Origin of the sequence: Streptomyces sp. NPDC049687 (assembly GCF_044465285.1) — a bacterium.
Classification (GTDB): domain Bacteria; phylum Actinomycetota; class Actinomycetes; order Streptomycetales; family Streptomycetaceae; genus Streptomyces.
In genome coordinates this window covers 877,646-898,227 of the sequence record NZ_JBITLN010000001.1, presented here as the reverse complement: position 1 = coordinate 898,227, position 20,582 = coordinate 877,646, and the positions used below count along the sequence as shown (strand labels likewise).

Annotated in this window: 20 protein-coding genes; 11 read left to right on the top strand and 9 right to left on the bottom strand. The window is 69.9% G+C overall.

Features of this window, described 5'->3' with window-relative positions:
• Positions 1 to 127: 127 nt before the first annotated feature.
• Positions 128 to 1,162, bottom strand: a complete 1,035-nt coding sequence (locus ACIBVL_RS04110) for a LacI family DNA-binding transcriptional regulator (RefSeq protein ID WP_399091350.1) — start codon at positions 1,160 to 1,162, stop codon at positions 128 to 130.
• A gap of 522 nt (positions 1,163 to 1,684) precedes the next feature.
• On the opposite strand from ACIBVL_RS04110, the gene ACIBVL_RS04105 reads away from it, so the two are divergent.
• From ACIBVL_RS04105 to ACIBVL_RS04085, 5 genes are all read left to right on the top strand, one after another.
• Entirely contained in the window at positions 1,685 to 1,876 is a 192-nt protein-coding gene (locus ACIBVL_RS04105; protein ID WP_399091347.1) for a hypothetical protein, read from the top strand.
• Positions 1,877 to 1,885: 9 nt separating this feature from the next.
• Positions 1,886 to 2,125, top strand: coding sequence for a TIM barrel protein (locus tag ACIBVL_RS04100; RefSeq protein WP_399092049.1), 240 nt, complete (start codon positions 1,886 to 1,888; stop codon positions 2,123 to 2,125).
• A gap of 171 nt (positions 2,126 to 2,296) precedes the next feature.
• A complete protein-coding gene (locus ACIBVL_RS04095; RefSeq protein ID WP_399092046.1) occupies positions 2,297 to 3,265 on the top strand; it encodes a sugar ABC transporter substrate-binding protein in 969 nt (322 codons plus the stop codon).
• Between the two features lie 95 nt (positions 3,266 to 3,360).
• Positions 3,361 to 4,380, top strand: a complete 1,020-nt coding sequence (locus ACIBVL_RS04090; RefSeq protein WP_399091344.1) for a Gfo/Idh/MocA family protein — start codon at positions 3,361 to 3,363, stop codon at positions 4,378 to 4,380.
• A gap of 74 nt (positions 4,381 to 4,454) precedes the next feature.
• The gene (locus ACIBVL_RS04085) at positions 4,455 to 5,417 is read left to right on the top strand and encodes a sugar phosphate isomerase/epimerase family protein (RefSeq protein WP_399091341.1); all 963 of its coding nucleotides are present in this window, start codon (positions 4,455 to 4,457) and stop codon (positions 5,415 to 5,417) included.
• A gap of 184 nt (positions 5,418 to 5,601) precedes the next feature.
• Here ACIBVL_RS04085 and ACIBVL_RS04080 read toward each other — a convergent pair whose 3' ends face one another.
• The 3 genes from ACIBVL_RS04080 to ACIBVL_RS04070 all read right to left on the bottom strand — a co-directional run bounded on the left by ACIBVL_RS04080 (position 5,602) and on the right by ACIBVL_RS04070 (position 7,881).
• Positions 5,602 to 6,021, bottom strand: coding sequence for an ester cyclase (locus ACIBVL_RS04080; protein WP_399091338.1), 420 nt, complete (start codon positions 6,019 to 6,021; stop codon positions 5,602 to 5,604).
• Between the two features lie 44 nt (positions 6,022 to 6,065).
• Positions 6,066 to 7,016, bottom strand: coding sequence for an alpha/beta fold hydrolase (locus ACIBVL_RS04075; RefSeq protein WP_399091335.1), 951 nt, complete (start codon positions 7,014 to 7,016; stop codon positions 6,066 to 6,068).
• Between the two features lie 100 nt (positions 7,017 to 7,116).
• The gene (locus ACIBVL_RS04070; protein WP_399091332.1) at positions 7,117 to 7,881 is read right to left on the bottom strand and encodes a 3-oxoacyl-ACP reductase family protein; all 765 of its coding nucleotides are present in this window, start codon (positions 7,879 to 7,881) and stop codon (positions 7,117 to 7,119) included.
• A gap of 128 nt (positions 7,882 to 8,009) precedes the next feature.
• Here ACIBVL_RS04070 and ACIBVL_RS04065 point away from each other — a divergent pair, with 128 nt between their 5' ends.
• Positions 8,010 to 8,603, top strand: a complete 594-nt coding sequence (locus tag ACIBVL_RS04065; RefSeq protein ID WP_399091329.1) for a TetR/AcrR family transcriptional regulator — start codon at positions 8,010 to 8,012, stop codon at positions 8,601 to 8,603.
• Positions 8,604 to 8,716: 113 nt separating this feature from the next.
• A complete protein-coding gene (locus tag ACIBVL_RS04060) occupies positions 8,717 to 8,896 on the top strand; it encodes a TetR/AcrR family transcriptional regulator (RefSeq protein ID WP_399092043.1) in 180 nt (59 codons plus the stop codon).
• Positions 8,897 to 9,349: 453 nt separating this feature from the next.
• Here the strand turns inward: ACIBVL_RS04060 and ACIBVL_RS04055 are convergent, their stop codons facing one another.
• Positions 9,350 to 10,159 carry an IclR family transcriptional regulator gene (locus ACIBVL_RS04055; RefSeq protein WP_399091326.1) on the bottom strand — a complete coding sequence of 270 codons (810 nt, stop codon included), beginning with the start codon at positions 10,157 to 10,159 and terminating at the stop codon, positions 9,350 to 9,352.
• A 392-nt stretch (positions 10,160 to 10,551) separates the two neighbouring features.
• Here ACIBVL_RS04055 and shiA point away from each other — a divergent pair, with 392 nt between their 5' ends.
• The 3 genes from shiA to ACIBVL_RS04040 all read left to right on the top strand — a co-directional run bounded on the left by shiA (position 10,552) and on the right by ACIBVL_RS04040 (position 13,850).
• Complete coding sequence (shiA, locus tag ACIBVL_RS04050) at positions 10,552 to 11,910, top strand: shikimate transporter (RefSeq protein WP_399091323.1); 1,359 nt, start codon at positions 10,552 to 10,554, stop codon at positions 11,908 to 11,910.
• A 320-nt stretch (positions 11,911 to 12,230) separates the two neighbouring features.
• Positions 12,231 to 13,217: a zinc-binding dehydrogenase gene (locus ACIBVL_RS04045; RefSeq protein WP_399091320.1), complete on the top strand. Its 987-nt coding sequence runs from the start codon at positions 12,231 to 12,233 to the stop codon at positions 13,215 to 13,217.
• 84 nt (positions 13,218 to 13,301) lie between these two features.
• Positions 13,302 to 13,850 (top strand): TetR/AcrR family transcriptional regulator, encoded by a 549-nt coding sequence (locus ACIBVL_RS04040; protein ID WP_399091317.1) that lies wholly within the window; start codon positions 13,302 to 13,304, stop codon positions 13,848 to 13,850.
• 495 nt (positions 13,851 to 14,345) lie between these two features.
• On the opposite strand, the gene ACIBVL_RS04035 is transcribed toward ACIBVL_RS04040, so the two are convergent.
• From ACIBVL_RS04035 to ACIBVL_RS04020, 4 genes are all read right to left on the bottom strand, one after another.
• Positions 14,346 to 15,383, bottom strand: a complete 1,038-nt coding sequence (locus ACIBVL_RS04035; RefSeq protein ID WP_399091315.1) for a hypothetical protein — start codon at positions 15,381 to 15,383, stop codon at positions 14,346 to 14,348.
• Between the two features lie 12 nt (positions 15,384 to 15,395).
• Positions 15,396 to 15,605, bottom strand: coding sequence for a hypothetical protein (locus ACIBVL_RS04030; protein WP_399091312.1), 210 nt, complete (start codon positions 15,603 to 15,605; stop codon positions 15,396 to 15,398).
• A 21-nt stretch (positions 15,606 to 15,626) separates the two neighbouring features.
• Positions 15,627 to 16,445, bottom strand: coding sequence for an SDR family NAD(P)-dependent oxidoreductase (locus ACIBVL_RS04025; protein ID WP_399091309.1), 819 nt, complete (start codon positions 16,443 to 16,445; stop codon positions 15,627 to 15,629).
• Between the two features lie 153 nt (positions 16,446 to 16,598).
• Positions 16,599 to 16,799, bottom strand: coding sequence for a hypothetical protein (locus ACIBVL_RS04020; RefSeq protein WP_399091306.1), 201 nt, complete (start codon positions 16,797 to 16,799; stop codon positions 16,599 to 16,601).
• 181 nt (positions 16,800 to 16,980) lie between these two features.
• On the opposite strand from ACIBVL_RS04020, the gene ACIBVL_RS04015 reads away from it, so the two are divergent.
• Positions 16,981 to 20,553 (top strand): BTAD domain-containing putative transcriptional regulator, encoded by a 3,573-nt coding sequence (locus ACIBVL_RS04015; RefSeq protein ID WP_399091303.1) that lies wholly within the window; start codon positions 16,981 to 16,983, stop codon positions 20,551 to 20,553.
• The last annotated feature ends 29 nt before the right edge of the window (positions 20,554 to 20,582 follow it).

The window sequence follows — 20,582 nt, the reverse complement described above, 5'->3', positions numbered from 1 at the left end:
CGGAACCGTGGCTCTTGCCGGATGCGAGGTCGGTCACGGGAATTGACCTGCGGGGTGGTGTCTGCGGGCATGACGGGGGCGCGGTGGAACTTCGACCAGCTCGAGCCGGGACGTGGAGCAGTGCGGGTCAGGAGCGGCAAGGTGCCCTGGTGGTGCTTCGTATGACGAGGTGTGGTGGGACGACGACTTCTCGTTCGTCGTCCGTCGCCCCGCCCTCCAGCCGGGCGACGGCCCGGCTCACGGCCCGGCGCGCCAGCTGGCGGGCTTCTTGCCCGACCGTGGTGAGTTGGACGTGGGCGAGGCGGGCGAGGTGGCTGTCGTCGAAGCCGACGACCGAGATCTCGTCGGGCACAGGAATACGGGCGCGCAGGAAGGTGTCGAGGACGCCGATCGCGCAGTGGTCGTTGAAGGCGAGGACGGCGGTGGGGCGGGCAGCCTCGGCGAGGAGTGTTCGTGCGGCTGCCGCACCGTGGTCCTCGGTCAGCCCGCCCGGCACGAGGCGGACGCGGTCGGTGAGGCCGTGGTGCTTCATGGCCGACTTGTAGCCGCGGCGCCGGTCCGCCGCGCCCGGTGCCCTGCCCCCGTCGATGTGGACGATGTCGCGATGGCCCAGTGCCACGAGGTGGTCGACCGCCTGTCGGGCGCCCTCGTCGTCGGCCGCGCGGACGACGTCGACGCCGTCGGCGAGCGGGCGCAGCCGGCGGGCCACGGAGACGACGGGCAGCTGCGCCGCGAGTTCTGCCAGCCGGGCCGCCGGGGCATGGGGGCTGAGCAGGATCAGTGCCTCGCAGCGGTCGGCGAGCAGCGTCTCCACCGCCTCCTGTTCGCTGCGGCTCGCGGCGACGGCGCTGAGCGCGATCTGATAGCCGGCCGCCCCCGCCGCGGCGTAGAGCGCCTCGACCATGTCGGCGTGGAAGGGCTGTTGCAGGTCGAACTGCACTCCCACCAGGTGCGAGCGGCTGCTGCGCAGGAGGCGGGCCCTGCTGTCCGGCCGGTAGCCGATCTCCTGCGCGGCCCGCAGCACCCGCTCGCGACTTGCCGCGCTGGGCCCCTTGGCACCGCGCATGACCATGGAGGCAAGCGGCACGGAGACACCTGCCCGCGCCGCGAGGTCGCTGAGCGTCGGCCGCTTTCCGTCCGGGACGGCAGAGCGCGATGGCACCGTCGGCCTTCCTGATCGAGGGTCTTCTCCGAGGTGATCGTAGACCGAGCCGAGCAGGACACGCACTGGTCAACGTTGTTACAACGTTATAAATCCAATGTCCGCACAAACCCTTGACAGGCCGCCCGGCGCCTGGCGTACTGCTCCTGTTCTCTTAGAACGTTATAAGTCGGGAGCTGCGATGTACGCGTTGGCGGTCTGTGCCGAGAGGGTCTTCCGGGACCTGCCGATCGAGGAGCGGGCCCGGCGCATCCACGAGGCCGGCTTCCAGGTGGAGATCCGGGACCGGACCCGGCACGACCTGAACGCACCGGCCCGGACCGCCGCCGAGTTCTCCTCGATGACCGGCTGCATCCGCGGCACCCTGGCCGACCCGGACGGCGCAGCCGAACTCCTGCGCACAGCCGAGGAGTCGATCAAGGCCGCCGAGCATCTCGGCTGCCCCCGGCTCAACCTGCACGGCACCGGCCCGGACAGCGAGGGCCTGCCCGTGGTGCCGGTGACGGCGAGGCCACCGGCGAGATGTGGATCACCGCCCACCGCACGCTCACCCGCCTGGCCGAACTGGGCGAAAGCGCGGGCGTCACCCTCACTCTGGAGAACCTCAACACCGCCTTCGACCACCCCGGCGTCCCGTTCGCGCAGGCCCACGACACCTTCGCCCTGGTCGCGGCAGTCGATCGGCCCGGTCTGCGGATGAATCTGGACCTGTAGCACGCCCAGATCGGTGAGGGAAACCTCATCGAGCTGACCCGCCGCGCGCACAGCGCCGGCCTGATCGGAGAGATCCAGGTCGCCGACGTGCCCGGCCGTCGCGAACCCGGCACCGGAGAGATCAACTATCCGGCCGTCGCCCGCGCCCTTACCGACCTCGGCTACGACGGCACGGTCGCCTTGGAGGCACGGCCCTCCGGTGACAGTCACACCGCCATGGAGCGGTTTCGCGCCGCGTTCACCGCCTGATCCCCATCCCGAGCCGCACAGCCGGCCACCCAGTAGCTCCCCGTCCGACCCACGACGGGATGCCTTGCATCTCGCCGGTGGATCACCCCTTCCCGCAAGTCAGCACAGTGAGGTGCCGAAATGAACCGCTCGCTTCCCTCCCGCTCCCGCAGATTCACCGTCCTGGTGGCCATGACCGCCAGTACGATCCTGGCACTTGCCGGCTGCTCCAGCAGCTCGGGCGGCAAGAAGTCGGAGGAGAGCGCCGGTGGCGTCTCTGCCGGCAAGGCCACCACGCCCCGCATGACCATCGCGATGATCACGCACGCCGTCCCCGGTGACACGTTCTGGGACACCATCCGCAAGGGCGCCCAGGCCGCCGCTGCGAAGGACAACGTCAAGCTGGTCTACTCCTCCGACCCGAACGGGGGCAACCAGGCCAACCTGGTGCAGAACGCGATCGACCAGAAGGTCGACGGCATCGCCGTCACCCTCGCCAAGCCCGATGCCATGAAGGGCACCGTGGCCAAGGCGGTGCAGGCCGGTATACCCGTGGTCGGCTTCAACTCCGGTGTGGACGACTGGAAGAAGCAGGGACTGCTCGAGTACTTCGGCCAGGACGAGACCGTCGCGGGCGAGGCGGTCGGGAAGAAGCTGAGTGCCCTCGGTGCCAAGAAGGTCGCCTGTGTCATTCAGGAACAGGGCCAGGTCGCCCTCGAGGCGCGCTGCGCGGGCGTCGAGAAGGGCTTCTCGGGCACGACGGAAAACCTGTTCGTCAACGGCGCCGACATGCCGTCCGTGAAGTCGACCATCACCGCCAAGCTCAAGCAGGACCCTTCCATCGACTACGTCGTCACCCTCGCCGCCCCGGTCGCGCTGACCGCCACGCAGGCGGTGTCCGACGGCGGCAGCAAGGCCAAGGTCGCCACCTTCGACCTCAACAAGGAACTCGTGAAGGCGATCCAGGACGGCAGCATCCAGTTCGCCGTCGACCAGCAGCCCTACCTGCAGGGCTACCTGGCGGTCGACTCCCTCTGGCTCTACAAGAACAACGGCAACTACAGCGGCGGTGGCGTGGCGCCCGTGTTGACCGGCCCGGCCTTCGTCGACAAGTCCAACGTCGCAACCGTCGCCACGTTCGCGGCCAAGGGAACACGGTGACGCGTACGACTCGGGTCATGGCCGGACCCATGCGGGTTCGGCCGGCCTGCGGCTGACCGCCACCGCCGCCCCCTCATCCCCAGGCAAGGAACCACATGACCCACCACACCTCCCTTGGAGTCGCCGTGATCGGCGCCGGTCGCATGGGCGCCGACCACGTACGCCGGATCAGCGAGGTGACCAGCGGCGCCCATGTGGCCGCGGTCGTCGACGTCGACATCGATCGCGCCAAGACGGTCGCCGCCGACATCGACGGATGCGCGGCCTACGGCGACGTCGCCGAAGCGATGGCCTCACCCGACGTCGACGCCGTAGTGCTCGCCTCCCCGGGCATCGCCCACGAGGCGGCACTGCTCACCGCGTTCGAGCACGACCTGCCCGTCCTGTGCGAGAAGCCCCTCACCCCCGACGCCGCCTCCGCCCTGCGCGTGCTGGAGGCCGAGCAGCGGCTCGGGCACCGCAGGGTGCAGGTGGGCTTCATGCGCCGCTACGACCACGAGTACATCAAGCTCAAAGCGCTGCTGGACAGCGGGGAACTGGGCCGGCCGCTGATGCTGCACAACCGGCACCGCAACCCGTCCTGTCCGCCGGACTTCACCAGCGCCATGCTCATCAACGACTCCGTGACCCACGAGATGGACATCGCCCGCTGGCTGCTCGGCCAGGAGATCACCTCCGTCACCGTCATGCGGCCGCGGCCCTCCGGCAACGCGCCCGAAGGACTGGCCGATCCCCAGTTCGTCGTCTTCGAAACCGACGGCGGCGCCCTGGTCGACGTCGAGATCTACGTCAACGCCCGCTACGGCTACCAGGTCCAGGCCGAGGCGGTGTGCGAGCACGGCACCGCCCGCATCGGCGACCGGCACGACATGCTCGTCACCACCGGCGGACGCTGGGGCGGCACGGTCACCCCCGGCTTCGTCGAGCGGTTCGAGGAAGCGTACGACCGCGAGGTCCAGGCATGGGTCGACGCCACCCGACGCGGCGAGGTCACCGGCCCCAGCGCCTGGGACGGCTACGCCGTGGCCGCGGTCTGCGAGGCGGGCATCCACGCCCAGACCGAGGGCCGCCGCGTCGAGGTGGAACTGGCCGAGCGCCCAGCCCTCTACATCTGACCCCCACCGCCGGCACACCGAACCAGCGGGGACCGACCGCTCCCCGCCCGACCACACCGCAGACGGGACGCAACATGAAGATCGGTCTGAACACCGACAGCGTCGGACAGCTCACCCTCGACGAGACCCTGGACCTGGCCGCCGAACTCCGCCTGGACCACGTCGAGTTCGCCACCGGCGCCTGGTCCACGGCCCCGCACATCGACATCGACCGGCTTCTCGACAGCGACGGCGCGCGCCGCGAACTGCTGGCCAAGGTCGCCGACCGAGGGCTCACGATCAGCGCCCTCACCTGCTCAGGCAACCCCCTGCACCCCGGGCCCAGCGGCCGCGAGCACGACCAGGTCGCGCGCAGGACGATCGCTCTCGCCCCGCTCCTCGGCGTCGACCGCGTGGTGATGATGTCCGGGCTGCCGGGCGGGCCGGGCGACGCCAACCCCAACTGGATCACGGTCTCCTGGCCGCCGGAGACCACACAGATCCTCGACTGGCAATGGACCGAGGTCGTACTCCCGTACTGGCGAGACCTCGTCGCACACTCCCGCGACCGGGGCGTACCCAAGCTCGCTCTGGAGATGCACGCCCACCAGGCGGTCTACAACGTCCCCACCCTCCTGCGCCTGCGCGAGGAGGTAGGGCCCGTGGTCGGGGCCAACTTCGACCCCAGTCACCTGATGTGGATGGGTGCCGACCCGCTGGCCGCCATCGAGACCCTGGGCGAGGCGATCTACCACGTGCACGCCAAGGACACCCGGCTGGAACCCACCCGGCAGGCGCTGACCAGCAGGCTGGAGACGCTGCCGGTCATGGCCGCCAAGGAACGCTCCTGGAACTACGTCACCCTCGGCTACGGCCACGATGACGACTTCTGGCGCGCTTTCTGCCTCGCCCTGCGCCGAGCCGGCTACGACGACGTCCTGAGCATCGAGCACGAGGACGTTCTCGTGGCCCCCGTCGAGGGCGTCACCAAAACCGTCGACCTCCTGCGCCGCGTCATCCTGCGCGATCCCAGCTCCTACAAGCCCCAGGAGATCTGAGAGGGCGGAAACGGAGCGAGCTCCTCCGGTCTGTCGTCAGGCGGCCTTTAAGGACCCGACGGGGCAACAGCGTGAGCCATGAGAACCCCCGGCGAAGGGTCTGTGAAGCGATCAACTTCGACTCTTCGCCGGGGTCCCTTGTCCGGGTCGGCTCGCGCCGCGCTGATGCGTCTTTGCTGCTGCCTCAGTCGGTGAGCTGCATCTGCATCTGCAGTTGCAGCAGTTCCTCGACGTGCCGGACCTCGACGATCCGACCGTCGACCACCCGCGCGAGATCGATGCCGGAGCAGGTCACCTCACGGCCGGTCGCGGGCAGGCCGAACCAAGGACCGGTGTGGGTCGCTGTGACCACCCACTGGGAGACGACCCAGCCGTCGTCTGTCTCGGCCTGGTAGACGACCTCGTGGTGAGGGTTGGTGAACCCGTCGCGCATGGCAGCGACCATCCCCTTCATCCCCTCGATCGCCGAGGGAGCCCCTTGGGGCAGGTTGTGGTCGACGAGATCGGGCGAGACCAGGGTGTCCAGCGCGTCGATATCGCCCGCGTCGAAGGCGGCGAATAGGCGGGTAGGGACATCGCGGGCGGAAGTGGGTTGGGTGTTCATCAGGGGCTTTCCTCTCACCTCGGTGTGCCGGCTTTCGAAGCCGGTCAGGCTGTGGGGTTGGGGTAGAAGGCGTTGATCTCGGCCAGGACGCGGTCGGGTGCTTCGTGGAGGAGGAAGTGTCCGGCGCCGGGGACGTCGGCGGAGGTGGCGTGGGGGGCGGCGTCCTGGAGGGGCGGCAGGACCATGTCGGCGAGGCCGGCCTGGGTGATCATGCGGACCGGGATGGTCAGCGGGGTTTCCTGGAGTTTGGTGTTGTCGGCCTCGTCCTGGGTCTCGGTCCGGTAGAGCTCGAAGCCGGCGTGCAGGACCTGGGGGCGGGAGTACAGCCGGACGAACTCGGTCATTTCGTCGGCGGAGATGTTCTCGCCGGCGGTCTTCATCCCCTGGAAGAAGTGGGTGAGGAAGGTCTCGACCCGGCCGGTGACCAGTTCCTCGGCGAGCGGGTTCTGCTTGTTGAAGGAGAAGTGCCAGAACATCGACTCGATGGCGGCGAACTTCAGGTTCTTGCCGGTCAGGCCGTAGTCCATGAGGAACAGGCCTGCTATCTGCTCGCGGTACTGGGCGGCCAGCGGGTAGGCGACGCTGACGCCGAAGTCGTGGGCGACGACGTGTACGTTCTCGCGGTGGCCGAGGTGGTCGAGCAGCTTGTGGACGTAGGTGGCCAGGACCGTCTTGGCCCTGGAGGGCGGGTTTCCGGTCGAGTCGCCCAGGCCCGGCAGGTCGATGGCGATGACGGTGCGGCCGGGCAGCAGCGAGGGCATGATCTGCCGGTACTCGTACCAGCTCTGCGGCCAGCCGTGCAGCAGCACCATGACCTGCGGGCCGTCGCCGCCGATGACGTGGTGCATCTGCAGGTCGTCGATGGTGGTGAAGCCGTGCCGGAAGAGCTTGGCGAACTCGGCGTCGTCCTTGGTCGCCGCGTCGTAGCCGGGGCTGAGCGGCTCCTCCGACCCGAAGGCCAGGGCGGTCGTGGAGGCTGTGGCGGAAGCGTTCATGGGGGTGGTACGTCCTTTGTGACAGGGGGTGTCGTCGGGCACGGCGGTGCGGCTGGAGGCCGGTGGACCGCGCCTGCTTGCGGCCGCCCGGGCTGGGCGGTCAGACAGCGATGCCCCCGTCGACGTTCCAGCTGGTGCCGGTGATGAAGTGGGCTTCGGGGCCGGCGAGATAGGCGATGGCGCTGGCGATGTCGGCGGGCTCGGCGAATTGGTCGAGCGGCATGAGCTGCTTGAGGGATTCCGCGTACGGGCCGGAGTCAGGGGTCATGTCCGTAGCGGTGGGGCCGGGCTGCACGTTGTTGACAGTGATGCCGCGCGGACCGAGTTCGCGGGCCAGTCCCCGGGTGAGACCGGCGACAGCGGCCTTGGTCAGGGCGTAGACGGTTGCGCCGGGGAAGGGGACGCGGTCGACGATGACGCTGCCGATGGTGATGATGCGACCGCCCTGGCCGAGGTGGGGAGCGGCGGCCTGGACGGCGCTGAACACGCCCCGGACGTTGACCGCGATGAGCCGGTCGAACTCCTCCAGCGGGAAGTCCTCGATCGGCGCGGCGTGGGAGACGCCGGCGTTGTTGACGAGGATGTCCAGTCCGCCGAAATGCTCCGTGGTGCGGCTGACCGCGGCCCGGACGGCTTCGTGGTCCGCGTTGTCCGCCTGCACGGCCAGGGCGCCCGTCGCCTCGGCCACGGCGTCGGCCTGGTCCTTGGCGCTGGCGTAGGTGAAGGCCACCTGGGCGCCGTCGGCGGTCAGACGGCGCACGATCCCGGCACCGATGCCCCGGGACCCGCCCGTGACCAGGGCGGTCTTGCCGTCGAGGGGCCGTACGCCGGACCGGGTGGTGCCGGGGGCGAGCTGGGTGCCCATAGGTGTCTCCGATTCTTCAGCGCTTCACTTACGAACCGAACCGCTCGGTTACTATATCCATGATGACACTAACCTGAGCAACCACGGGATTCCTTCCGTGGCGGCGAACTTTTCTCAAGGAGGCTTCGATGCCCAGCACGGGACGGCCCCGGTCCTTCGACACCGACGAGGCACTGGAGGTGGCGATGCGGGTGTTCTGGGCCGAGGGGTACGAAGGTGCCTCGCTCGCCGCGCTGACCGAGGCCATGGGGATCAACCGGCGCAGCATCTACGCCGCCTTCGGCAACAAGGAGGAGCTGTTCCGCAAGGCCGTCGACCGCTATGTGCAGGGCCCGGGAGCCTTTGTGGCCCCGGCACTCGAGCTGCCCACCGCCCGGCAGGTGGCCGAGGCGATGCTGCACGGAGGCGTGGAGGCCCACACCGCGCCCGGCTGCCCGCGCGGCTGCCTGCTGGTGCAGTCCGCGCTGGCCGCCGGCCCGGAAAGCGAACCGGTCCGCCGCGACCTGGCCGAACGCCGCGAGGCCGGAGTAGCCGCCCTGCGGAAACGGTTCGAACAAGCCCAGGCCGAGGGCGACCTGCCACTCACCGCCGATCCGGAAACCCTCGCCCGCTATGTGCACACCGTCGGGCAGGGCCTCGCGGTGCAGGCCGCCGGCGGCGCCAGCCGAGAAGACATGCACCGCGTCGCCGACCAGGCACTCAGCACCTGGCCGAGTAACTGAAGCCTCGCGGCGCCGGCCGGACGGTCTGCGGGTGCGAACGGATCTGAGTGGTCTGACGGGTCCGGTCGTTGACCAGGTCGAGGCGGGGGCGGGCGGAGTGCGTCAGCGCCTCGATGACCTCCGTGGCCCGTGAGGCGGGGGTGGGGATCGCCACCATGTTCCGCCGCTTCCCCACGAAGGAGGAGCTGGTCGACGCCGTCTTCTTCGACCGCATGGACGCCTGCGCCAACGCGGTCGCCGTCGCCCTGGACGACCCCGACCCCTGGCACGGGTTCGTCGGCTACATCGAGTGAGGGCATGGTGGCGGCCCGCGGCCCGCCTCCCGCCTCGCCCGAGCATGACGCCCTCTGCCAAGGGACGCATCATCCGTCGGCCGTGGGTTCGAGTCCCACCTGCCCCATCAGGCAGGTCTGTGACCTGCGGAAACGTCTCAGCGGGCCTGCGGATTCAGGGCGTTGGGCGAACGGACTGAATCCGCTGCTCGTGAGTTCGACGCCGCTCTGGTCGGGGCTGGTTGGAAACGCTCTGACCTGCGTACACGTATCAGCCCACTGCCGGGGCGAGTCGCCGCAGGTGGGCTGTGCGGGGCGCCCGCGTGCTTGTCCCGGTCGTGTTCCATGGCCTCGGCCAGCTCCTGGAAGAAGTCCGCGGTCAGTCCGCCCACCAGCGCGTCCCGGCTCGCGTAGTAGTGGTGGGCATCGTGATCCGGCCAGGGGCCCGGGCTGATCTGCCGACGTCCGGATCGGTCAGTCGGCTTTGCTCTGGCGTCCGCCGTTGAGCGGTCGTGTGAACCCCTGGTCGGAGATGAGGCGTGCCGCGTCGGCCAATTCGGTGGCGAAACGTTCGACGGCCTCGTAGGTGAAGCGGTGGTCGGGGCCGCTCACGGACAGTGAGGCGATGACGGCGCCGGAGGCGCCGGAGATCGGGACGGCGACGGCGGTGAGACCCTCGTCCCACTCGCTGCTGCTGACCGCGTAGCCCCGCCGTGCCGCTTCCTGCGCCGAAGCGCGCAGCTGGTCCGCGTATGTCTCGTCGTGGGAGGAGGCGAGGGCCAGCCGACGCAGCAGGGTGTCGGGGGCGTCGCGCAGCAGGATCTTCGAGGACGCGCCGGCCCACAGTGGCTGCTCGTCGCCCACGTCGACGACATGGCGCAGCGGGTGGGGGCTCTCCTCGTGGGCGACGCAGACACGGTGGAGGTCGCGGGGGACGAAGATGTTGACCGTCTCGCCCAGCCGGTCCGCCAGTTCGCGCATCACCTTGCGGGTGGCGCGGGGAATCTCCCACTGGCCGCGAGCGAGGTAGGCCCAGCGCCACAGGCCGGGGCCGGCGATGTAACCGCCGGCGTCCGACCACAGCAGGCCACTCTCCTCCAGCGTCTGGACGAGGCGCAGCACCGTGGTCTTGGGAAGGCCGGTGCTTTCGGTGATCTCGCGCAGTGTGATGAGCGGCCGTTCCTCGCTGAGCAGGCCGAGAATGTCCAGGGCGCGTCGCACACTGCGGACTCCGGTGCCGTTCGGCTCCTTCTCCGAGTCGGCCCCTGCGCCGCTGCTTGCCACTCTTCTGCCTCCCCAGTCCATTGCCCACAAGAGGGTACCGGTGCGCCGCTCGTGTGGGGTGCTCTCGTTACTGACGGTAGTCCGTTGTGCGGACCGCGGGAAGCGAAGTGTGCCGGAAATCTTGCAGTAACTCTTGCCTGCGCAAGACCAGGGACCGTATCTTCCCGCCATTCGGTCCAACCGGTCCACACAGCGGATCAGTCGCTCGGGCGTCGCCTCACGCCAGGCGTGGCCCCCGGTGTCGTCCGGTGGCAGGGCTCCCCACCCCGGAGCGCGCAGCGCCGAACGCGACACCTGTCCCCATGGCAGTCGCCTGTCCTGATGTCCGTCCCCCTCTCGAGCCGCCCCTCTCGGCGCGGCCGGTGAGTACAGCATCCAATGGAGTGTGTGAGTTGAGCAGCATCCAAAACCCGGCAGCAGGCGCCGGGACCGTGAACCCCGGTGCGGCGAAGAGAGCGGCCGTAGCCAGTTTCATGGGAGCGGTCGTCGACTGGTACGACTTCTTCCTCTACGGCATCGTCGCCGGCCTGCTCTTCAACGAGCTGTTCTTCCCCGACGTCAGCCCCGCCGTGGGCACCCTGGCGGCCTGGGCGACGTTCGGTGTCGGCTTCCTGTTCCGGCCACTGGGCGGCATCGTCTTCGGTCACTTCGGGGACCGCCTGGGCCGCAAGAAGATGCTGGTCCTCACCATGCTGATCATGGGTCTGGCGAGCACGCTGATCGGTGTGCTGCCCACCCACGCCCAGGCCGGCCTGTGGGCGCCCTTCCTGCTGGTGGTGCTGCGCGCGGCGCAGGGCTTCGCGGTCGGCGGGGAGTGGGGCGGCGCCGCTCTGATGGCCGTGGAGAACGCGCCCGCCAGGTGGCGCTCGCTGTACAGCAGCGGCGTCCAGGTCGGCGCCTCGGTCGGTCTGCTGCTCGCCACCCTGATCACCAAGACGACCTCCGGCGGGATGACGGACGCGGCCTTCAGGTCCTGGGGCTGGCGCATTCCGTTCCTGGTCAGCGCGGTCATCGTGATCGTCGGTCTGGTCGTCCGGGCCAAGGTCGAGGAGTCCGAGGTCTTCACCAAGGAGGTCGCCGCGCGTGGCCAGGACGAGAAGCCGAGCATGCCCCTCGTGGCCGCCGTCAGGTCCAACCCCAGGGGCTTCTTCGCCATCATCGGCCTGCGCCTGGTGGAGCTGTTCACCTTCTACGGGGTGACCAACTTCGCCCTCGGCTACGGCACGGCCGAGTTCGGCCTGAACCGCGACAGCCTCCTCAACGTCAACCTCGCCGTGGGCGCGCTCGCGATCGTCACCATCCCGGCGTTCGCCTACCTCGCCGACCGCTACAGCCGCCGCTCGGTGTACGTGTGGGGGTCGATACTGGGCATGGCGGGCTCCGTCCCGTTCTTCTGGGCCATGGAGTCCGGGTCGATGGTGCTGATCATCGTGTGCGCGGTGCTGCTGGTGAACGGCGCCCATGACATGGCGGTCGCCGTGCAGCAGTCCCTGTTCACCGAGATGTTCGGCCCCGAGTACCGCTACAGCGGCGCCGGTGTCGGCTACCAGCTCGCCAGCGTCGTCGGCGGTGGCTTCACCCCCTTCGTCCTCAGCTCGCTGGTCCTGTGGGCGGACGGCGGCTGGTACCTCGTCGCCGGCTACTTCACCCTCGGCTGCCTCATCTCCCTCGTCGTCGCCCTGCGGATGAGCGGCGGACGGGAGCAGACTCCCGCCGCGGTCCGGGCGGAGCCCGTCAGCAAGATGGTCTGACCCCTGGCGGACCGCCTCGCATGCCGCCTTCGGCAGAGCGCCGGCCCGTCGGCTGATCGCCCTGTGACGGACTGCCCTGTGGGCGGACCGCTCCAGGCCCTTCGCGCTACGGATTCCGGTGAGCCTCGGAGGCTCTCGCAGCCGCCGTACGTCCCAGCCGGACGTACGGCGGCTCTGCTTTTGCTCCCGCGCCGCCCGCCCCTGGCATGCGCCGCCGGGAGCGGCCGGCTGTGCCGAGGAATCTCGAACGGACCCTGGTAAAACCATGTTTCGGATCGTATGGTCCACTAGGCGGACTCGGTGAGATCAGGGAGAAGAAGATGAGAGCAGCGGTTCTCACGGGCACCTGTCGCGTAGAGACGGTCGCGGACTGGCCGGAGCCCTCCTGCGGACCGCGCGACGTGGTCGTGGAGGTGGGTGGTGTCGGACTCTGCGGCACCGACCTCGCCGTGTTCCACGGCAAGCGCCGTCCCCCCGAAGTGCCGTGGGTGATGGGCCACGAGGGCTTCGGACGCATCGTGGCCACAGGCGCTGCGGTACGGGACCGCACGGTCGGACAGACGGTGGTCGTCGAGCCCAACTACGCCTGCCTGAAGTGCGTCGACTGTCTCCGCGGCCTCACATCTGCCTGTCCCCACCGCACCATCGTCGGCCTCAACGCCCCCGGCGTACTCGCCGAACGGATCGCGCTCCCTGGGCACTTCGCCCACCCGGTCCCCGACGTCCTGTCCGGCGCCGACCTCGCCAGCGCCGAGCCGTACACCGTCGCCCGGACCGCCGTACGGCGCAGCGGGGTCACCGCGGGGGACCGCTGCCTGGTCGTCGGAGCCGGGGCACAGGGACTGCTGGTCTGCCTCATCCTCGCGCGCGTCGGCGCCCGTCCTGTGGTCGTCGAGCCGCATCCGCAGCGCGCGGCCCGGGCTCGGCGTCTCGGCGCACTCGCCGACGACGGGCGTGCCGGATTCACCTTCGTCTTCGAGACCTCCGGCCACGCCCCCGCGCTGCGCCCCGCCCTGGACCGGGCGGCACCCGGCGCCACCGTGGTGCTGGTCGGCCTCAATTCCGACCCTCTCCCCCTCACCACCGACGACGTGGTCCGGCGTCAGCTCGTGATCAGAGGCTCCATGATCTACGACCACCCCCACGACTTCGCCGACGCCATGGCCGAACTCGCCAGTGCCCGGCCCGGACGGGCCGTCGAATGCCGATACCCCTTGGAGCAGGCCCAGGAAGCCTTCGCCGGAGCGGGCCGGCGGGCCGGCAAGACCTGGATCAGCATCGGAGGGCTCGGAGGGGCGGATGCGTAAGTCCATTGCCGTGGCGGTCCCGGAAGGCCGGTCCACTACAATCGGGACAGTTGTCCCGCTTGGTCGGAAGTCTGAGGGTCTTTGATGCGTGCTGATGCCGAGCGCAACCGCGAGCGTATCCTCGAGGTGGCGTTGGAGACGTTCGCCGCCGAGGGGCTGTCGGTGCCGGTGGCGGAGATCGCCCGGCGGGCCGGTGTGGGCACAGGGACGGTCAGCCGGCATTTCCCGACGAAGGACTCGCTGTACGAGGCGATCGTGCTGCGTCTGGTGGCCGAAATCGTCGACCGGGCCCGGCAACTGGCCGCGACCCGTGATCCGGGCGCAGCGTTCTTCGAGTTCTTCGCCCTGATGGTCGATCACTTCGCGGCCAACCTCGGTCTGTCGCAGGCGATGAGCGGGACAGGCTTCGACGTCCACTCGGTGGCCTTGGCCCCCGAGCACAATCTGCTGGCCGTGGAAGAGGAACTGCTCGTCGGTGCGCAGAAAGTCGGCGCCGTGCGGCCGGACGTCGTGCGTGCCGACGTCAAGGCGCTCATCGTCGGCTGTCTGGCCCGGGAGCAGCAGGGCCCCGACCCGGAGGCGCGCAAGCGCATGGTCGACCTGGCGTGCGCGGGCCTGCGCGCCCAGCGGTAGCGGCGTCTGCCGACCGCGCCGAGGATCGGGCCGAGGGGACCCGGTGCGGCGAAGCTTGACGCGACGTGTGGGTATTGGGGCCGGGTGATCGGTGGGAGGCTGAGGATTCTTTTGCCGTGAGAGATCATTGCCAATGGAACGCAGGTGCGCAGGTCGGTGCGGAGCTGGTCGCCGAAGGCGTGGGCCGACTGCGTGAGAGCCGGCGACTGCGCCCTGAGGCGGTGGTCCAGCGGCATGGTGTCGCGCCGGCTCTCGACGTAGTCGAGCAGAACGACGGTCAGTGAGGTCCACAGTGGCTCGTCGTCGGGCCGGGCCTCCAGCAGGGTGCGCCACTGGTCGTGCGCTACCGGGTCCGGTTCGGGACGGCGGCTTCCTTGCCGGAGCTACAGATCGGCATGGGACAGGTGCGGAGGCGGGCCGTATCGGCCCGCCTCCGCACCTGTCCCGTCTGCTCGCCCGCGTCGTGGGCTGCCTGGTCGGCACATGTGGTCGTGGCTACGCGCTCGCCTTCTTGCCGTTGGTCCGGCGGGCAGCGGGGCTGTGGGTGAGGATGCTGCGGAGTTCGGCGGTCTGCTGGTCGACGGCCTGTGGGCCGTTGCCGGTGAGCAGGCGTACGGACGGCTCGTAGGCCAGTTTCGGGGCGGAGATGTTGGGGGAGGACGCGACGGTGAAGCCGGCTTCCTTGATGGCCACGTCGACGAAGTAGGGGAGTCGGGTCGTCTTGCCCGGGACGCGCGGGTAGAGGAACCGCAGCGCGAACCGCTCGCCGATCTTGGGGACGGTCGAGATGGTGGCGGCGAGGAACGGGTTGTCGCTGACGAGGTAGGAGCGGCCCTGCGCGTCGACGCGCTGCCGGGTGGAGGTCACCGCTATGGGCGCGTGGCAGATCAACGAGATGGTGACGCCGTTCTCCCGGGCCACGTGGAGGGTTTCGCCGAGCCAGGGGTCGTCACGGAAGTCGACCATGGGGGCGTGACCGCCGGGGGCGTGGATGAAGTCGAAGTCGGCGAAGGTGAACGGGTCGGCCGGGTCGCGGTGGCGCTGGACGAGTTCCCGCAGGGAGTGGAAGGTGCCCTCGGGCAGCTTGTCGAGGCGGCGGATCAGTTCGGGGCGGTACTCGGCGAGCTCCGGTTCGCTGTTGGGCAGTAGTTCGGAGACCGGGATCCGGCCGATGTGCCGCTCCAGCAGCCGGACTTCCTGCTCGCGGCGGGCGACCAGCTCGGGGTGGCGCTGCCGGAAGGCGTTGACGTCGAACGAGCGGCGGCGCTGCTGCATGCGGAGGGGGAGGGTCTTGGCGCCGGTCTTCTCGATGGAGTGCACGGACAGGGCCATGCCGTTGATGTCGAGTTGCGGGGCGTTGCCGTCGGTGGTGGCGAAGGTGAATTCGTAGTCGTTCTCGAACTCCTTGAGCACCTGAGCCATCTCGACCAGGAAGAACCCGGTCGAGATCGACTTGACCTCGGCCGGCTCGACCAGCGGCAGCCGGCGGCCGGACGAGATGAGGATCAGTGCGCGGCGCTTGGTGGTGGGCATGGTGGGGCTCCTTCAGCGGGCCTCGGTGGTGTGGGTCGGGTGGGCCCGGTCGGCCCGCTCCTGGTTGCGCTGCTGTCGGTTGTGCGGGACGAAGGTGACGTCGAAGGTGCTTCGCTGGAGAAGCACCTGCTGCCTGCGGGTGAGGGAGCCCGAGCGGTTTGCCGCCCGGGCTCCCTCAGGCGCCGGCGGTACGGGTGGCACGCCGTGGAGTGGGCGTGTCATGGCCCGAGGGCCGGAAGTTCTTTACTTGCCTTCCGCGGCCTTGGACACGTGCGCCCACTCGGCCCAGGTCTCCAGGCGCTGCTGGTACACCGCGGGTACCCACTGGGTGGGCTGCTCACCGAACAACACGCGCAGCGGCGGCTCCTCGGCGTCGACAAGCTGGAGAATCGCACCGCCGACACCCTCGGGGCCGGGCATCTGGGCGGCGGCGCTCATCTCGGTCAGCGACGCGTGCAGCGGGTCGTAGGCGTCCTTGCGGTGCGCGGTGAAGGCCGACGAGTTCTTGAAGTCGGTGGCGAAGCCGCCGGGTTCGATCACCGTGACCTTGATGCCGAAGGGCGCGACTTCCTGGGAGAGCGCCTCGCTCAGGCCTTCCAGCGCCCACTTGGAGGCGCTGTAGCCGCCCGCGCCGGCCAAGGTGGTCAGCCCCATGACCGAGGAGATCTGGACGATGTGGCCGCTGCCCTGCGCACGCAGGACGGGCAGTACCGCCTGGGTGACGTGGAAGACACCGAACACGTTGGTCTCCAGCTCGTCGCGCAGTTCCTGCTCGCCGAGTTCCTCCACGGCGCCGACCAGGGCGTAACCGGCGTTGTTGACCACCACGTCCAGCCGGCCGAACCGCTCCTCGGCCGCCGCGACCGCCTCGAAAACCTGCGTACGGTCGGTGACGTCCAGACGCAGCGGCAGCACCGCGTCGCCGAACCGCTCGACCAGATCGGTCAGCGTTTCGGTGTTGCGGGCGGTGGCCGCGACCCGGTCGCCGCGCTCCAGGGCGGCGAGGGCGAACTCGCGGCCGAAACCGCGCGACGAACCGGTGATGAACCAGACCTTGCTCATGACGTAGACCTCCTGTGGGGATGGACGGCCACCCACAAGCGGGATGGCTATCCCGATTAACTATACGGGATGAGTATCCCGCTTTTGGGTTCGTCGTGGAGGCGGACGGCGGTGGCGGCCCGCGGCTCCGCGGTCAGCGGCCTTGCACTGATGTCACCTGGATGCGGACTCTCGGCTCAGGGCCTGGATCTCGCGCGGGAAGCTCGCCCCGGTGAGCTGCACCGAAGCCGTCCACAGACGGCGGGCGGCCACCGGGCCGCCGACGGCGGCCGTGCGGCCCACGAGGGTCGGGGCGCCCTTCGACTCGCCGCGACCGGCGGGGTCACTGTCGCTGCGTGAGCCGGCCCGGGACATCGGTGTCAGTCACGCGGCGCCGGGGCGCCACCTGAACGCGTTCGTCGGGGCCGTGGTGTGTCGCGCCGTTCCTGTCCTGGACCAAGGCGCGCCGCCGAACGTCGGTGAACCTTGGACAAACGTTGAATGAGCTGGTCGAAGGTGCTATGCCAGGGTGGGAACTGAGACTCGGGGGCATGCTGTGACGGTTGAGTTCGCTGTGCTCGGCAGCGTCGAGGCGCGTGTGGGCGGACGGATCGTCGATCTGGGCCACGCCCGGCAGCGGTGTGTGCTCGCAGTGCTGCTTGTCGACGCCAACCAGGTGGTTTCGGTGGACCAGCTTGTCGAGCGCGTCTGGGCCGACCGTCCTCCACAACGGGTCCGCAACACGCTCTACGGCTACCTCTCCCGTCTGCGGCAAGCCTTGGCCATCGCCGAGGGGGCGGATATCGGCCGGCGATCCGGTGGTTATGTCCTCGACGTCGAGGCGACGGCAGTGGATCTGCATCGTTTCCGTGACGCTGCCGCACGGGCCCGGGCGGCCGTGCGGAACGAGCAGGACGAGCAAGCGGCAACCCTGTTCGGGCAGGCACTCGGCCTGTGGCGGGGAAACGCTTTCGCGGGTCTGGACACCCCTTGGATCAACGCCCTCCGCGACGCGGTCGACCAAGAACGGGTCGCGGCCGAACTGGACCACACCGACGTTCGGCTCCGCTGTGGTCACCACACCGCAGTGCTGGCCGAATTGTCCGCCCGGGTCGAGACACACCCACTGGACGAACGGATGGCCGGTCAGTTCATCCTCGCCCTGTACCGCTGCGGCCGCCCGGCCGACGCCCTCAGCCATTACCAGCAGATCCGGCTGCTGCTGGCCGAAGAAGTCGGCTGTGACCCCAGCCTTCCGCTTCGGCAGCTGCACCAGCAGATCCTCACCACCGACCCCGCACTGAACGTCCCAGCCGCCGGGCGTGCTCCGGGGTCCGCACCCGCTCTCGTGCCGCGCCCGTTACCCACGCCCCCGCCGGTGCGCACCCCACGGGGCGGCGCCGACCTCCCCGGCCCGCCGACACCGCGGCGTCCCCGGACGGGGAGCCACCTGGTCGGGCGGGCCACGGAGCTGACGGTCCTCGACGGCGCGATCGAGGATGCCCTGGCCGGTGCGCCAGGGGTCGTCGAGGTCGTCGGGGAACCGGGTATCGGCAAGACGCGGCTGCTCGGCGAGCTGGGCGAGCGCGCGAGACAGCGCGGTTTCGTGTCCTTGACCGGCCGCAGCGTGGAGTTCGACCGGGCTCCCTACGGTGCGTTCGTGGACGCCTTGGACGACCACCTCGGCCATGAGGACTTCCTCCGGCTCCGGCACGACGGGTTGCCGCCGGGCGCGTTCGCCCTGCTGAGCACGGTCTTCCCCGCGCTCTGTGACCGGTTCCCGACAGGGCCGGAGCCGGTGAAGGTCGAACGGTACTGGTTCCACCGGGCGGTGCGGACGTTGCTGGAGACGCTGAGTGCCGACGGCGGGCTCGTGCTCAGCCTCGACGACCTGCAGTGGACGGATGACGGTACGGCCGAGCTGATCGATCATCTCGTACGGCACCCGCCAAGGACACCGCTGCTGCTCGCGCTCGCCTACCGTCCCCGGCAGGCCCCGCCGCGACTGGCCGCGGCACTGGCCCGGGCCGGAACGGAGGGAAGAGTGGCCAGGGTCGAGCTGGGTCCGCTGTCCCCAGCCGAGGGAGCGGAGCTGTGCGGGGCCAGGACGGATCACTGGCGTTTCCAACGGCTGTACGAGGCCAGCGGCGGCAACCCGTTCTATCTGGAGGCGCTGGCCCGAAGCGCCGGGAACGAAAGCCCGCCGGCGGCGCCGGCCGTCTCGGCACCTGTCGTCGGCGATCTGCCGCAGTCGGTGCGGGCCGCGCTGCTGGAGGAGCTGGGAGGGCTGTCGGCCACTGCGAGGGTCTGTACACAGGCGGCCGCGGTGCTCGGCGACTCTTTCGAAGCCGGCATGGTGGCAGTCGTGGCGCAGACCGGTGAGGCACAGGCCCTTGCCGCCCTGGACGAGGTCGCGGAACGGGACCTCGTACGCCAGGTAGGCTCCACGCGCCAGTTCCGGTTCCGCCATCCGCTGGTGCGGGCAGCGGTGTACCAGGGGGCGGGCGCCGGCTGGCGGATCGAGGCGCACACCCGGGCCGCGGACGGCCTGGCCCTGCACGGCGCACCGCTGACCGCCCAGGCGTCGCACGTTCAGCGTTCGGCGCGCGTAGGAGATGAACATGCCGTTGACGTACTTGTACGGGCCGCCCGTCAGGTGATGACCATCGCACCGGCCACCGCCGCGCACTGGACACAGGAAGCCCTGCGGTTGCTCGGCGAGCAGAGCCGGCTGCGGCCCGAACTGTGGCTCCAGCAGGCCGATGCGCTGGGCATGGCCGGACGACTGCTGGAAAGCCGCGCCGTCCTGCGCAAGGCAGCCACCCTCCTGCCCGCGCGGGCCCGGGGCCGACGGGCCCAGGTGACCGCCCTGCGCGCCACCATGGAGTGGGCGCTCGGCCGGTACGAAGAGGCCACGGCTCTGCTGCTGCGGGAGTTGGCGGACCACGAGGGCCAACTGCAGCCTGAGACGGCCACTTTGGAGTTGGGCGTCGCGGTGGTGGCGCTTCGTAAGAACGACTTCTCCACGGCGATCGACTGGGGCGAACGCGCGTTGCGGTCGGCGGAACGTATCGGTGACCCGCCGCAGACCACCGCGGTCCGCGCTCTCCTGGCCCTGGCGCACACCTTCGCGGGCGACGCCCGGGCGGCCGACCACCTCGGCCCCGTGGTGGAAGTGCTCGACGACACCGACGACCAGGCACTGGCCGGGCAGATGGACACGCTCGTCATGACGGGCTGGACGGAGATGCTCCACGGACGCTACGACCCCGCACTGCGCCATCTCCGCCGAGGCCTGGAAGTGTCCCGCCGCACCGGCCAGAGCCTCCTGCTCGCCGATCTCTTCGCCGCCTCCGCCTACGCCAACCTCTGGCTCGGACGCCTGGACGAGGCGGCGGCCTACGCCGACGACGCCCTGGAGGCGGCGTCACTCGTCGGCAGCGGCGAGCCGCGCTCGTTGGCCGAGGTGGTGAGCGCGGCTGTCCTGATGTGGCGGGGAGACTTCGTCGGAGCACTGAAGATCTGTGAGGAGTCACTCTCTTCGGCCGGCCCCGCAGCGGGCGCGCACCGGTCGGCGATGGTCGGGATGCTCGGCCAGACGCTGCTGCTCAACGGCGATCCGGAGGGCTGTGTCAGCAAAGTACTCGAGGCGGGCGGCGGCCCGCACCTGCTCGGGTTCGAAGCCCCGGTCCGCCCGATGTGGTACCGGCTGCTGGCTGTCGCGGAACTGGCCCTGGGTGACGTGACAGCTGCCGAGACGTGGGCCGACCGAGCAGCCGCTGCCGCGGCGCTCGACCTGTCACCCGGCTGGCGCGGTTTCGCGTTGCAGGCCCGCGCCGAGGTACAACTCGCCCGGCAGAACCCGGCGGCGGGTCCCACCGCGTGCCAGGCCGCTGCCGAGTTTCGCGCGGCCCGGATGCCCCTCAACGAGGCCGTGGCCCGGCTGACCGCCGGTACCGCACTGTCCGCCTCCGGCCGCCAGGCCGAAGCACTCGCCGAGTTGGAAAAGGTGAAACCCTTGGCGGATACCTGCGGGGCCCTCGCCCTGTCCGAATTGGCTGATCACGAACACCACCGAATCGCCGTCCGGACCCCGCCTCCGACAGCTGGTACGACATCCGGCACATAAGGTTCCCGAACAGCACAAGCTCTGGTGGA

What these genes read in the sequence shown, in the direction of transcription:
- ACIBVL_RS04105 (WP_399091347.1), top strand. Translation starts at nt 1,685, where the DNA reads ATGTGGATCACCGCCCACCGCACGCTCACCCGCCTGGCCGAACTGGGC.
- ACIBVL_RS04095 (WP_399092046.1), top strand. Translation starts at nt 2,297, where the DNA reads ATGACCGCCAGTACGATCCTGGCACTTGCCGGCTGCTCCAGCAGCTCG.
- ACIBVL_RS04090 (WP_399091344.1), top strand. Translation starts at nt 3,361, where the DNA reads ATGACCCACCACACCTCCCTTGGAGTCGCCGTGATCGGCGCCGGTCGC.
- ACIBVL_RS04085 (WP_399091341.1), top strand. Translation starts at nt 4,455, where the DNA reads ATGAAGATCGGTCTGAACACCGACAGCGTCGGACAGCTCACCCTCGAC.
- ACIBVL_RS04080 (WP_399091338.1), bottom strand. Translation starts at nt 6,021, where the DNA reads ATGAACACCCAACCCACTTCCGCCCGCGATGTCCCTACCCGCCTATTC.
- ACIBVL_RS04075 (WP_399091335.1), bottom strand. Translation starts at nt 7,016, where the DNA reads ATGAACGCTTCCGCCACAGCCTCCACGACCGCCCTGGCCTTCGGGTCG.
- ACIBVL_RS04070 (WP_399091332.1), bottom strand. Translation starts at nt 7,881, where the DNA reads ATGGGCACCCAGCTCGCCCCCGGCACCACCCGGTCCGGCGTACGGCCC.
- ACIBVL_RS04065 (WP_399091329.1), top strand. Translation starts at nt 8,010, where the DNA reads ATGCCCAGCACGGGACGGCCCCGGTCCTTCGACACCGACGAGGCACTG.
- ACIBVL_RS04060 (WP_399092043.1), top strand. Translation starts at nt 8,717, where the DNA reads ATGACCTCCGTGGCCCGTGAGGCGGGGGTGGGGATCGCCACCATGTTC.
- ACIBVL_RS04045 (WP_399091320.1), top strand. Translation starts at nt 12,231, where the DNA reads ATGAGAGCAGCGGTTCTCACGGGCACCTGTCGCGTAGAGACGGTCGCG.
- ACIBVL_RS04040 (WP_399091317.1), top strand. Translation starts at nt 13,302, where the DNA reads ATGCGTGCTGATGCCGAGCGCAACCGCGAGCGTATCCTCGAGGTGGCG.
- ACIBVL_RS04035 (WP_399091315.1), bottom strand. Translation starts at nt 15,383, where the DNA reads ATGCCCACCACCAAGCGCCGCGCACTGATCCTCATCTCGTCCGGCCGC.
- ACIBVL_RS04030 (WP_399091312.1), bottom strand. Translation starts at nt 15,605, where the DNA reads ATGACACGCCCACTCCACGGCGTGCCACCCGTACCGCCGGCGCCTGAG.
- ACIBVL_RS04025 (WP_399091309.1), bottom strand. Translation starts at nt 16,445, where the DNA reads ATGAGCAAGGTCTGGTTCATCACCGGTTCGTCGCGCGGTTTCGGCCGC.
- ACIBVL_RS04020 (WP_399091306.1), bottom strand. Translation starts at nt 16,799, where the DNA reads ATGTCCCGGGCCGGCTCACGCAGCGACAGTGACCCCGCCGGTCGCGGC.